Source organism: Bradyrhizobium sp. Pa8 (genome assembly GCF_052588265.1).
Map to the genome: position 1 here is coordinate 210,003 of NZ_CP176768.1, position 11,841 is coordinate 221,843.

The following is an 11,841-nucleotide window of genomic DNA, read 5'->3' on the forward strand; positions in this document are numbered from 1 at the left end:
CGGCGTTGCTCGGTCAGAAGCCGTAAGTTCGTTCCGCCCAGCGCAACAGCACGCGGGCGTCGGGGTCGGGCAGGCGCACGCGCTGCGCCTTCAGGCCTTGCGCAATCGCCAGGCCGACGTCGGGATCGACCCAGTGGCCGTGGATCATCAGGAAGAACCAGCCGAAGGGCAGGCCGATCTCGCGGTCCACGGCCTCGATCCGGTCCATCAGGATATGAATGGACGCATCCTTTGGCGGCGCAAGGCGCTCGGCCAGCGGCTGCAGCGGCCGGGGGACAAAGCCGACTTCGCGCTCTCCCTTGTGCGTATAATCGCGCACATCGAGCGCCCAATGTTCGAAGACGCGATGCGGCCTGGCGCTCGAGTCCTCCCAGTCCCGAAAGAACCGTAACTCCCGAGGCACGTAGTCGAACCAATCCGGGACCGCCTCAAGAAACGGGGTTTCGCGCGTCCCCCAAGGTCCGACTTCGCGAATGACACGCCCCTCCATCTCGGGCCGCTTGGCTTCGCGTTTCTCGCGTTCGATGCGACCGCAACGATCGAGAAAACTGCGAACGTGGATCACCGCGCCGCCGGCTCGGCCGAGGAGGCGATAGACCGGACCGGCCAGGCGATCCGACTGAGGCGGCTGATCAGTGCGGGGCCAGCTCGGATCGAGCAGTTCCTCTTGGCCAAACGGGCGGTAGTTCGGATTGACGATCGGGCCGGCTCGCCATTCGATTTCTCGCCCGAGCGCGATCTGAACATAGTCGGCTGCGCCTGGCCCGGTCGGCGCGAAGACAAACGCGCTGGTGCCGCGCCACTCGGTGATCTGCAGGTCCGTCTCTTTCAGGCGGCGCCGAAGCGCATCGATAGCGCCGCCGTCCTTGGCGAGCTCCGCCGTCATCCAGGGCCGCAGTTCGCCAATCCGCGTGCCATCCGGTCGAATTACCGAACGGGTGTCGCGCCAGTAGTCATCGTCGATCCGCGCGGCGCTGAACTGAAAGCCTGGGAAGGCGTGGGCGAGGGCTCGGACCAGGTCGTCGTCAGCCGAGGCCGGGTCGAGGTTTGCTAGGACGACCTCGATGGAACCAGCGTCAGGGAGACGGAGAGGGGAGGCGTTCATTGACTATTAACCATAAAAGCCACACGCCGCGAGGGCCGCGCGCGTTTAGCGGGATTGCCGCGATTTCCGTGGCGCGCGATCGGCAGGCTGCGCCCCGTCGCCCTGAGCGGCGGCCGAATCGGCGGGGCCCAAGACCTTGTCGGCCCTGCCAATGGCGCAACCGACCCTTCCCTCTGTGTATCCGAGGTGATATATACGGATACACGCTACGATCTAGAGGAATGCGCATGGCTTTCCACATCAAGAACCCGGAGACCGATGCGCTGGCCCGCAAGGTGGCGGCGCTGAAAAAAATCGGCCTCACCGAAGCCGTGCATGCCGCACTCGCCCATGAGCTCGAGCGCGAGCAGGGCAAGCCGTCTTTGGTCGACCTCGGCGTCCAGTTCTGCCGGGATCTGCGCGCCAAGGGCAATCCGGCGCAGGGCCAGCCCGCCGACAAGGCGTTCCGCGACAGCCTGTATGAGGACACCTGATGTTCATCGACGCCTCGGCGCTGACTGCGTTGTTGACCGACGAGGACGAGGCGCGTGAGCTTTTGGCCCGCCTGCAGCAGACCGGAACGCGTCTGACCTCGCCGCTGGCGGTGTGGGAGGCGGCGGTCGCGGTGGCGCGCGTGTTGAAACTTTCGGTCAGCGCCGCCGCGGAGGCGGTCGAAGACTATCTCGCGCTGATGGAGATCGCCGTGGTCGCGGCGCCGCCGGAGACGGCACGGATCGCGCTCGACGCCTTCGACCGGTTCGGCAAGGGCCGGCATCCGGCGAGCCTCAATTTCGGGGACTGCTTTGCCTATGCCTGTGCCCGGCATCTGGGCCAGCCCTTGATGTTCAAGGGCGGCGACTTTCCGCAGACCGACATCGAGGCCGCCTGAGGCAGCCGCCAGGCCGTCCCTGCAACCGGAAGGGCAGGGGACTTTGTCTTCCGGAACGGCAAAGCGCCTCAGCATGGCGGGCTCACGGGCCGATCGGGTGCCCAGACGATGCGATGTCCGGGGCTCCCCAGAGCTCAGAATCACTGATTTGCGCCGTCACGTCCAACCCTATCGATAAGGGGTGGTTATCGATAGTGAGCGGTGGCCGGGAACAGGCCTCGCTATGACGGAAGCGAAAGCTGTGTTAGCTTCCGTTTCGCCGCTTCCTGTTAAGGTTATCAAGACCTTGCTGTCCAGCTACAAAATCCCCGATCCGCTGCCCTGGGCCCAGCTCGCCGGGCCGCTCGCCGCCGCCGAGGATGCGCTCGCCCGCCTCGACGAGCGGCTGGCCAAAAGCCCAATCCGCGACGGCGCGATCAGCCGGACGCACTTCACTGATGCCTGCGCCAGTCTGTGGCTCGACGGCGAACTTGTCCACCTCGACGACCTCGTCCTGCACGACGCCGGCATGGACGTCCGCGCCCCCACCCACGAGCTGACCCGGGCCCATGCCGTGCTGCGCGCCCGTCAGCGCATCGCCGAGGCGAAGCCCGATTGGGCGCTGTCCGTTGCCGGGCTCGCTGGCCTGCGCGGACGGAGCGAGCGAGAGGAGGAGAAGGGCAACCGAAAGAAAAGTGAAGGAAGTTTTGGGGGCGCCGCCGAGGGCGCGGAGCGGGAGGAGGTGGGTTTCGAAGGGCCGCTTGGCATCATCGACACCGATCCCCACCTGGCCGCCGCCTTCGCCGCGGTCGACGCCGCGAACGCCAGGGCGGAGCGCAGGCTCGCCGACGAGGCTCGGGCGCGGCCGGAGCGGGATTCCCTCGTCTACGATCCCGACTGGGACGAGGACGGCCGCCTCGACGACTGGCGCGCCGTCGTCGACGAGACCCGCACGCTGCCGCCGACCCTGGCGGCGGCGATCGCCGCGGATGCCTGGGACGCGATCGAGCCGCTTGAGCACACGCCTTGGCTCGGCCGCCTACTCGCAGCTAGCGTGTTGCGCGACCGCGGCAAGACACGCTGGCATCTGCCGTGCCTGCATGCCGGGCTGAAAAGCATCTCGCGTGAGCGCCGGCGGCCGGGCGACGCCGCGGCGCGGCTCGCCGTGCAGCTCGAGGCGATGACGGCCGCCGCCGAGGCCGGCCGCCAGGACCACGACCGCTGGCTGATGACCAGAAACCTGCTCGCCCGCAAGCTCGCCGGCCGTCGCGCCACTTCAAAACTGCCGGCGCTCCTCGACTACGTGCTGACCCGGCCGATCGTCTCGGCCGGCATGATCGCGGCGGAGCTCGGGATCACGCCCCGTGCCGCCCAAAACCTCGTCGCCGAGCTCGGCCTGCGAGAGGCGACCGGGCGGGGACGCTATCGGGCGTGGGGCATCCTGTAGGACGCCGAGTTAGTGCGGTGCCCCGCCACGAAGCAGATGCCGATGGCCGTGCTCGGTCATCCGGTGGGCGCGGGCGAGATGAGATTTCCAGGCGCGGCGGGCACGATCAGGCTCTTGGGCCGGATCAAGGTGCAGCACGATCCGCGTAACCTCTTTCCAGTCGGCGCCGTCGGCTTCGGCATCGAGCAGGCGCAGGTAGGTGACTAGGTGCTCTTCGTCGTAGCCGGTCAGAACGGAGGCGGTCGGTGCTTCGTCGGCGACATCCGGGTCAAGCGGGGGCTTCTGCATAGGGCGACTCTCGCGGACGAGCTTCTGGCAACCGGAGCGTAGGCTAGATGCTGCACCGGCGAATAGATCCCAAATGCGCACCACGCGGTGCATTACCGGCATCCCGGGCGCACCGTGGCTGCTGCTGTACTCGATCGCGCCCGGTGGCGGCTTGACATACAATGCAAATGCATTACATCGAAGAGTGTGCAACCCCGGAGCCGGCCATGGCAAAAACGGCTGAAATTCTCGAAATCCCCGCCACCATCACTGAGCGTGGCCAGACGACCGTGCCCGCGGCAATCCGGAAGATGCTCGCGCTCGGCAAGCGCGATCAGGTGGTGTTTCGCGGGCTTGCGGATGGCACCGTCGTGATCGCGAAGAAGGTGGCCCAGGTCGAGGATGGCGATCCCGTGATCGGCAAGTTTCTCTCATTTCTCGCGCGCGACATGGCGAAAGAACCGTCGCGGATTCGGCCGGTGCCGCGCTCACTCGTGTCCCGCGGCAAGGACCTGGTCAAGGGCGTTAAGGTCGATCTCGACGCGCCGCTTGCGGACGACGAGGCGTGAGCCACGAGACGCTCGAAATCAACGGCTGGACGATCTACGCGCACCCGCTGTTTCTCGACCAGCTTGAGGCGATGGTCGGCGCCGTCGAAAAAACGCGGAAGAAAGACCCGCAAGGATACAAGAAGAAGCGCGCTACAAAACTGCTCGCGGCCGTTCTCAAGGTCGCGTTTGAAGACATTCCAAGCGACCCGACGCGCGACACCTACCGCCAAGGCGGCACACTCGGCGACGCGTACAAGCATTGGTTCCGGGCAAAATTCCTGCAGCAGTTCCGGCTGTTCTTTCGCTACCAGCAGTCCGCGGATGCGAAGGTGATAGTGTTGGCTTGGGTCAATGACGACACGACGTTGCGCGCTTATGAGAGTGCAGACGACGCCTACGCGGTGTTTCGCAGGATGCTCAATCGCGGCAATCCGCCCGACAGCTGGACCGACCTGCTCGCGAAAGCGAGCGCAGATTCGGCAAAGCAACGGCTGGCCCGCGCCGCTCCTAAGACATAGCTCTCGCCCGGCCAGCGACCGAGCGTTCGGTGGGATTCGAACGTCCCGGCGGATGGTAGCGGAGCAACTCGCCACGCCGGCGCGGCGGAGGACCTCGTCGCGGGACTCGGCCTGTGCCAGACGGCGACGTATTGCGAGTCGGACGCTTTGCAATCGTGCCCTGGTACGGGATCGAAAGGTCACTCTCCTCGCTTAGATGATTAATGCTAGGTATCGTAGTCCAACTGCGACTTTGGCCTCCAGTTCAAACTGGTCGGTTCATATCCTCGTAGCATGGCTACGATTCACAGTGATAAGCTAAACAGGCTTCATACCTGCGCCTAGCGACCGGAGCGTGCGCGCATCTGCTGGTGTCAATGCAGAAGCGGCCCCGCCTTTCGGCGAGGCCGCTGTCGCGGTCCCTCAATCCCGGCTGGGGCGGGACCAGATGAGCTGGAGACCTTCCTGGCCTTCCACCTCGATCAGGGTGGCGTAGATCGGAGCCGGGAAGCTCGGGTCGTCCAGCTTGACTGAGAGGTAATCGCGCTCGGTGTCCTTGGCGGTCTTCTGCCAGGCCGCTCCCAGCTCGACGTTACCGGCGAAGATGCGGAAGTGCGGTCCCTTGTCGGAGGGGTTCTCGACCCGAACCAGCTTGGCCTTGGCATTGAGGGCGAGGGTGCGAACCGTGCCGGTGAAGCCATTGCCGGTCGAGGTGAAGGTGCCGATGGTCGCCATTGTCGTGTCCTTTCAGTTTCCCGGGCCACGCCCATCGCGGCCTCGATAGCTGGCGACAGACCGGAGGCGGTCGACCCGCACCCCGAAGGGGGCCGGCACGCAGTAGAGGGCAGCCAGGGCACGACTTTCTTGTCTTGCGCGAGGAATGGACGCGCAGCGGTCCAGGGGAAGAAAGTCGTAACCGGCTGTTGCGGGGATAAGAGCGAGGCGGCGCTTAAGCGACGCCGCCCTTCGGTCAGACATGCCAATCGAGGACGAAGTGGGTGTGTCGGAAGAAACGACCGAGAACACGAACTGCGATCATCGAAACCTTGACCGGGGAAAGAACCCGATCACCGCTCACCGCACATCTGACAATTCCTTAGGCTTGCTGGTCGAGGCCCGAACCAGGAAGGCAAGCCCGCTACTCGACCGTCAGGAGTCACGCGGCCCGCAAAGTGAACCCGCAGGCCGCGAACGAATTTGCTCGGCAAAGCGACGACTTGTGCAAGGCTAGAGCGTCGCCCGCCGTCAACGGAAGGCGAGCAAGGTCACCGTCAGGTCCCGCAGCACGAGGAATAACGGATCGGCTGTAGCGGCCAAGCAGGGGGCTGCAGTCTCCGCCGATCGCCGGGATAAGGGCCGGCAAGCGACGGCGCCAATCACGCTGTGCGCTCATCATGCTGCCTCCTCGACGTCTGCTGCCTTCGGCTGCTGGTCGTGCAGATAGGCAACGGCGCGTTGCGCATGCGCGGCAGCCGAGAAGATAAAGCGCTTCTCATTAGACAAGAGCTGAGCGTCGGTCTCCGTCTTGGTGAAGCGGCTCGCATACACCACAGTGCTGCCGGTCTCACCCTTACGAACATGCGCGCCAAGTTCACTGGCCTGCTTGAACGTCATCCAGATCGGCGAGCGGAAGCCGCGCGCGACCGCTTCTGACCAAAGCAGCAAGACGTTAATGCCCGTATAGGGCTGGCCGTTGTGTCGCAGGGGTCGGGTGATGCGGTCCGCTATATTCGGGGCGGCCCAAGGTTGAACCCAGGGGCGCACGCCGCGTTCGAGCTCGGCGACGATGCGGTCCGTGATGCGGGCGTACAGGTCGCCTCGCGACTTTTCGCCATTCCTGCTCATTATAATAACCTCCGTTCGGGAGGCCGCGCCCATCGCGGCTCCTCACGTGGTCCGCCACCGCCGGGCTCAAAGTCCGCGCACCCGAAGGGCCGAAGCAGCGCGAAGGACGGCGAAGCCGTTGCGCGGACGTCGGGTCCGGCGCAGGACCACGGACCGGGAGGAGCCGACGATGGCGAGCAGCACGGGCGGCGGCCCCTTTTTTTGCTGCGGCGACACGAAAAAGGGCCGGTCTCGCGGACCGGCCCTTAAGCTGGCTGCAGCCGAAGAGGCGCGGGGCCGAGGCCCCGCGCCGACGGTCAGTCGAACGCCGACATCTGCGCCTTTGCCGCTTTCCGGCCGACGGTGTCGGTCGTGTTGTCGACGGGACGCTCGAAAGGCTTCCAGGTCTCACCGACGACCCGTTCGTAGGCCGCGACGGCGCCTTCTGCGGCCATGCGAAGCGCGTGAGCCTGTGCGCCCATGTCGGCGGCGAATTCACGCTTGCGCTGTGCCTGGCTATCGAAGCCGACCGGACCATCGATGTCCTCATCTCGGCTGTCGTTGGCGAGCTTGGCGGTCGCGTCTCGCGCTTCAGTGACTGCTCGGGTGTAGAACTGGCCGGCGCCGTGCGCCGATCCGACATAAGCACCGACGATCCGCTGAAGGTGGATCTGCATTGCGCGTTCGCTCAGGCCATCCTTGAGCGCGTCGGCGGTTTCGATGACGACCCGCTCATGCAGATCGCGGATGCCGTCGCTGTCCAGGATCGCGAGGCCGAAGCTTTCGGAGATGCGCTGTGCCTGCGCCGTGTCTGGACAGGCGAGCCGGACCATCTCGAGAGTGGTGCCCTTGCGAAGCGGGGTGACACGGGCGCTGGCGCGAGAGGAGCGAGCAGTTTTGGTCATGGTGAGATCCTTTCTCGGTTTCGCCTTGGGAGCGATCGCCCTTTGCCGTCGCTCCCTCGGGTGCGGTCGACCAGAACCGGCTTCAGCGGGCCGCTTCAGGGGGCGGCGGCTGCCAAGGCGAGCGTGGGTGGGTCGCGGGCGAGCGGGCCCTCAGGCCTGCGAAGGACGCGGCCCCCCATCGCGAGACGGCGGCCGCCGATCGCCTCGCGACTTGCCCTTTAAGCGGCCCGCGGCAGGTTCAGACCGCAGCACAAACCGAGGGCGCGCCGGCCAAGGGGCAGAGCCGCCGAAACCGGAGAGGTTGGGCCAAACCTGCTGAACTCTCCGTCTCGACATCAAGTGTCCGCTCCGCTCGCACTCCAATTGGTGCGTCCTTCGTCTCTCACCGCCGCGCAGCGGAAACGCGGTGGCGCGTCCGAAACTCGGCGATCGCCGTCTCCTGCCGATCGAGCTTTCGCGTGAGGGCGTCGATATCGCCGCGACGAGCCAGGGCGAGCTCCGCGACGTGCTGCTGAAACAGCCGCTTATCCGCGTTCGTCCAGCTCGATGCGGTACGGCCGTGCTGCTGGCGCTTCGCCCGGTCGGTGATCGTCAGCCGTTCGGCGCGTGCCGCTATCTGGCGTTCGATGACGCCGAGATGGCGCTTCGTCTCGGCTTGCGCGGCTTCCATGCGCGTGAGCAGGAGACGTCGGTCCGGGGGTTCGATCATTGCACCGTCCCCGTAGGCGATAACGGGAAGGCGGCATCCGGCATGTAGCCGTCCGGGAAAGAGACTGCGACGATCGATGACGGGATGGCGTCGCCGATGGCCGCCCAGTCGATGAGCGCTGACTTGGCGCCGGCGTGCTTGCGCATGTCTGCGAGGATGCCGTCGAGTGCGTCGGCGATGGCGCTCCCGGGATTATGGTGGGCATGCACGAGGAGATTCACGGCGACGAGGTAGGCGTTCATGACTGACCCTCCTTCCTGTTGGCGTCAGCCGGGTAAGGCTGCGGCGCGTGGATGGACACGCGCACGGCGCACCTCCAGGCATCGGAGCCAGTGAAGTGCCGTCTGAGCCGGGGGTGCCAGACAACGAGGATCGGCGTTTCGCCGTCCTCGTCAGTGGCCGTACGCCAGCCGAAGGCTTTGGCAATGAGGGGCCAGGGCATGGGTCACCTCCATCCGACGAAGTCGGAGGGACCGCCGTAGAGCCGGTGGCGCGCCTCATCGATCACGAAGCCGAAGCGGCCGACGTGATACTCGCCGGACGGCACGAGGAAGCGGCGCTCCTCAGTCCCGGGCCCGCGCTTCCCGCCGAGCGTCGCAACGACCTCGACGAAACCGCACTCGTGCTTAGACGTGATGGCCGACACGACAATCCAGTCCCGTGCATGCGCGTGGTCGAAGGCGCGGCGATCTTTTTCGCGGGACTCGCCTGGCTGGAGGGTCGTGCCAAAGATCATCTCCCAGGCGTCGGGCCAGCTGTCCTTGAGCGTTCTCTCGGCGCAGCGGCGTTCGAACGCCGTGAAGAGATGCGGGAAGGTGATCGCCACGGCGGCCCATTCGGCGTCTTCTTCGTACCAGCCGCCCTTTGAGCGCAGCATGGCATGGACCCTGCGGTTGCGCTCGGCCGAGAGGTGGAAGCCGCCGTGGCCCGCGGTCGAGTGGCAGACCACGCCGTCGGTATAGAGGGTGGCGCCTTGCGAGGCGCCCCACGGCGTATTCGCCGCGAACCGCACGTCCTTGCGACCGAGCGCACGCTTTTCGCGCTGATGCTCGGCGTTTTCAGCAACCTTCGATCGGAATGCCGCCTGGTCTGCCAGCGCGCCGGAATGGCCGTAGAAGTCGGCGCGGTACCATTCCGCGATCGGCTTGCCGATGCGCCAGCCCAATGCGAGATAGTGCCCGCCGCCGCGTGCCGGCAGCATCGCGAAGGCGGTTTCGCCCACGCGGGCTACGAGGAAGCCCTCGGCACTGTGTCCGTACTCAACCTCCGGGCTACCGGAGGTCGGTTCCTGCAAGGTTTCTAGCGGGAGAGAAGCGTTCATGCTGCCCTCCCTTCGACGGCGTCCGCGCCGACCTCGTCGGCAGTCACTTCCTGGAGCACCGCGCCCGGATAGCCATGGCGCGTCAGCCACTCCTTCGCCTCGGCCTCATTGGTCGCGAGATAGACGAGTTCGGCGTCATCACCGGCGCGGTCGAGCACCCGGACCGAGCCGATGGCGGGACGCTCGACGATGGTGAAATGCAGCTTCGACTCCAGCGAGAACGTCCGGTGGACGCGGATGGCGACGACGCCGCTGGCGCCGTAGTCCGCCTCGTGCAGGGTGAAACAGGCCGACAGCGAGACATTGCCGACGCCTCGTCCGCCCTGCTTTCGGATCAGGCGGCCTTTGCTGTTGCTGGACTGCCAGGCGGCGAGCTTCTTCCTGAAGCGCGCCGGCGGCTGCGGCGTTCCGTCGGACCAGGCTATGATCGAGCCTATAGGTGCATTGTCGAAGATCGTGTGCGCGGACATCGTGTCCTCCTTGTTTGCGCGAGTGCGGAAATAAAGCCGCCGCCGGCTGGGCCGGCGGCGGCGGATCGTTCGGAAGAAGGCGCGTCCCTCTATTCGGCCGCCTCCCTGAATGCCTCGGCGTCGGCCGCGCCGTCAGCAAGCTCGTCGCCCGCGCCGTCGACGTTCTCATCGGCTTCGCCTTCGTCGTCCGAGGCGGCCGAGCAGGAGGACAGCCACTCGGAGAGTTTCGTCGCATCAGGCGCGAACAGCGCGGCCGGATGAACGAAGTGACCTTCCTTGAAGTGCTCGACGAGCGCGGCGCGCGTGTCCTTCACGCGCTGGCGCGGTAGGACTGGCGTCTCCTCGCACGACGCCTCGAGGGCAGGGCGCGACAGGCAGGAAAGGAACTCCTCCGTGCCCATATTCGGCAGGAAGGTGTCCGCCCCGACCACCGCGCCGGCGACGCGGGCGACGATGCCGCTATTGGTGGCGTTCTCGCGGCACGAGAAGACGTCGACCAGCATGGTGCGCGCCGCGACACGAAGTGTGTCCATGTCGAAGGAGAGCTTGCCGTCGGCGTCGAACAGCGCCGCCGCGTTCTCCGCAAGCCGGCTGTGGCCGTAATAGGTCCCGCCGCTCCCCGTCATCACGGAGACGTTCTGGCCCGAGAAGGCGAGGATCAGCAGCGCCATCAGCGTGTCGTCCTCGATCGGAGCGCGGCCGAGCGCCTCGCGCAGCGCGTCGGTGCGGTAATCGCCGATCATCTCGGCGCCCTTGCGGGTCACGTCCGGACGGGGCTTCGAGACCTCGCCGACGTCGTCCGCACCGCTGTCCGAACCCGTCGCGGCCTTGCCCTTCAGCTTCTTCGCCGCAGGCATGCGATAGTGCACGGTCTGCACGCGCCCATCGCGGTCGAGATACAGCGCCGTGCAGTCGGACTTCGCCGGCTTGCCGTAGACCCGCTCAACCTTCGGGGGCAGCTTCGCCTCACCATAGTTGGTGACCTCGGCGATGATGCCCTTCTTCGGCAGGTTGTTTGCCATCCACTCCTGCTGGGCACCGAGGAATGCCTCGACGTCAGTGGTATAGCGGCTATCCTCGTCGGCCGGAGCAAACAGGTCCTCGACCCACTGGATTCCATAGGCCTGCGCAAGGTCGTGGCCGAAGCTCGCGTGGCGCGCATACATGCGCGTCTTCTGAAGGGCCTGGGCGACGCTCCACCATGAGACCTGCGGATCGGCCTTCGACGGTTTGTGCTTCTTCCAGACCTCCTTTTGCTCGTCGAGCGAAGCTGCGGCGATGGTGCGGAGCTGCTGCTCGTTCGGCATATCGCCCTTGGCCATGTGGTCGAGCATGGCGGGAAGCACGTTCGCCAGCAGACGCAACTTCCTGATCTGACGCAGCGGCAGCGCGAGCGCGACGCCGATCGCCTCCTCGGTCCAGCTGAGCGCGACCAGGCGCTCGATTGCACGCCACTGGTCGACCGGGTTCAGCGCCTCGCGGGCGATATTCTCGATCATCGAGCGCATGGCGCCGTTGTCGTTCGCAGCCTCGTCGACGAGCACGTGGATCTCCTCGAGACCGGCGGCGATCGCCTGCTTCACACGGCGGTGGCCGGCGTTGATGACGTAACCGTTGCCGCCGGCCGTCTCAGGCGTGATGACGGGCGGCTGGACGATACCAACAGCCTTGATTGTCGCGAGCAGCAGCGCGTCGGCCTGCGGCGTCGACTTCGTCTGGCGCATGCGATCAGGGTTCTCCCTCAGCGCGCGCGGATCGACCTTGATGAGTTGCATGGGAACACTCCTTTTGGGATTGCGGACCGACGTTGCCGGCCCTTTCTCGTCTTCTTCCCGAAGACACCCCTGGGCCCTGCGGAGCGGGTGGGCCGGTGCAACTGCGGCCGAGCATCCCTGCCC

14 protein-coding genes and 1 pseudogene are annotated in these 11,841 nt (G+C 66.2%); 5 read left to right on the forward strand and 10 right to left on the reverse strand.

Features of this window, described 5'->3' with window-relative positions:
* Window positions 1-13 precede the first annotated feature (13 nt).
* Window positions 14-1,105, reverse strand: coding sequence for a hypothetical protein (locus ACKWRH_RS46280; protein ID WP_445222672.1), 1,092 nt, complete (start codon window positions 1,103-1,105; stop codon window positions 14-16).
* 227 nt (window positions 1,106-1,332) lie between these two features.
* On the opposite strand from ACKWRH_RS46280, the gene ACKWRH_RS46285 reads away from it, so the two are divergent.
* The 3 genes from ACKWRH_RS46285 (at window position 1,333) to ACKWRH_RS46295 (ending at window position 3,399) form a co-directional block, all read left to right on the forward strand.
* On the forward strand, window positions 1,333-1,578 hold the full coding sequence (locus ACKWRH_RS46285; protein WP_011931108.1) for a type II toxin-antitoxin system VapB family antitoxin: 246 nt from the start codon (window positions 1,333-1,335) through the stop codon (window positions 1,576-1,578).
* Window positions 1,578-1,973, forward strand: a complete 396-nt coding sequence (locus ACKWRH_RS46290) for a type II toxin-antitoxin system VapC family toxin (RefSeq protein ID WP_445222673.1) — start codon at window positions 1,578-1,580, stop codon at window positions 1,971-1,973. The genes ACKWRH_RS46285 and ACKWRH_RS46290 overlap by 1 nt, the downstream gene beginning before the upstream one ends.
* A gap of 241 nt (window positions 1,974-2,214) precedes the next feature.
* Window positions 2,215-3,399, forward strand: a complete 1,185-nt coding sequence (locus ACKWRH_RS46295) for an RHE_PE00001 family protein (protein WP_445222674.1) — start codon at window positions 2,215-2,217, stop codon at window positions 3,397-3,399.
* 9 nt (window positions 3,400-3,408) lie between these two features.
* On the opposite strand, the gene ACKWRH_RS46300 is transcribed toward ACKWRH_RS46295, so the two are convergent.
* The gene (locus ACKWRH_RS46300; protein ID WP_445222675.1) at window positions 3,409-3,687 is read right to left on the reverse strand and encodes a DNA -binding domain-containing protein; all 279 of its coding nucleotides are present in this window, start codon (window positions 3,685-3,687) and stop codon (window positions 3,409-3,411) included.
* Between the two features lie 206 nt (window positions 3,688-3,893).
* On the opposite strand from ACKWRH_RS46300, the gene ACKWRH_RS46305 reads away from it, so the two are divergent.
* A complete protein-coding gene (locus ACKWRH_RS46305; RefSeq protein ID WP_247316009.1) occupies window positions 3,894-4,235 on the forward strand; it encodes a type II toxin-antitoxin system PrlF family antitoxin in 342 nt (113 codons plus the stop codon).
* A complete protein-coding gene (locus ACKWRH_RS46310) occupies window positions 4,232-4,735 on the forward strand; it encodes a type II toxin-antitoxin system YhaV family toxin (RefSeq protein WP_445222676.1) in 504 nt (167 codons plus the stop codon). The genes ACKWRH_RS46305 and ACKWRH_RS46310 overlap by 4 nt, the downstream gene beginning before the upstream one ends.
* Window positions 4,736-5,137: 402 nt before the next feature.
* On the opposite strand, the gene ACKWRH_RS46315 is transcribed toward ACKWRH_RS46310, so the two are convergent.
* The 8 genes and pseudogenes from ACKWRH_RS46315 to ACKWRH_RS46350 form a co-directional block, all read right to left on the reverse strand.
* Window positions 5,138-5,449, reverse strand: a complete 312-nt coding sequence (locus tag ACKWRH_RS46315; RefSeq protein WP_445222677.1) for a DUF736 domain-containing protein — start codon at window positions 5,447-5,449, stop codon at window positions 5,138-5,140.
* Window positions 5,450-6,223: 774 nt separating this feature from the next.
* A pseudogene (locus tag ACKWRH_RS46320) lies at window positions 6,224-6,559 on the reverse strand (ArdC-like ssDNA-binding domain-containing protein); the annotation flags it as partial.
* 296 nt (window positions 6,560-6,855) lie between these two features.
* A complete protein-coding gene (locus ACKWRH_RS46325; RefSeq protein WP_445222678.1) occupies window positions 6,856-7,443 on the reverse strand; it encodes a hypothetical protein in 588 nt (195 codons plus the stop codon).
* 382 nt (window positions 7,444-7,825) lie between these two features.
* A complete protein-coding gene (locus tag ACKWRH_RS46330; RefSeq protein WP_445222679.1) occupies window positions 7,826-8,152 on the reverse strand; it encodes a hypothetical protein in 327 nt (108 codons plus the stop codon).
* A complete protein-coding gene (locus ACKWRH_RS46335; RefSeq protein WP_445222680.1) occupies window positions 8,149-8,394 on the reverse strand; it encodes a hypothetical protein in 246 nt (81 codons plus the stop codon). The genes ACKWRH_RS46330 and ACKWRH_RS46335 overlap by 4 nt, the downstream gene beginning before the upstream one ends.
* Before the next feature lie 203 nt (window positions 8,395-8,597).
* On the reverse strand, window positions 8,598-9,473 hold the full coding sequence (locus ACKWRH_RS46340; protein WP_445222681.1) for a DUF7007 domain-containing protein: 876 nt from the start codon (window positions 9,471-9,473) through the stop codon (window positions 8,598-8,600).
* Window positions 9,470-9,943, reverse strand: coding sequence for a hypothetical protein (locus ACKWRH_RS46345; RefSeq protein ID WP_445222682.1), 474 nt, complete (start codon window positions 9,941-9,943; stop codon window positions 9,470-9,472). Before ACKWRH_RS46345 ends, ACKWRH_RS46340 begins: the two co-directional genes overlap by 4 nt.
* Window positions 9,944-10,032: 89 nt before the next feature.
* The gene (locus ACKWRH_RS46350) at window positions 10,033-11,718 is read right to left on the reverse strand and encodes a ParB/RepB/Spo0J family partition protein (protein WP_445222683.1); all 1,686 of its coding nucleotides are present in this window, start codon (window positions 11,716-11,718) and stop codon (window positions 10,033-10,035) included.
* Window positions 11,719-11,841: the final 123 nt, after the last annotated feature.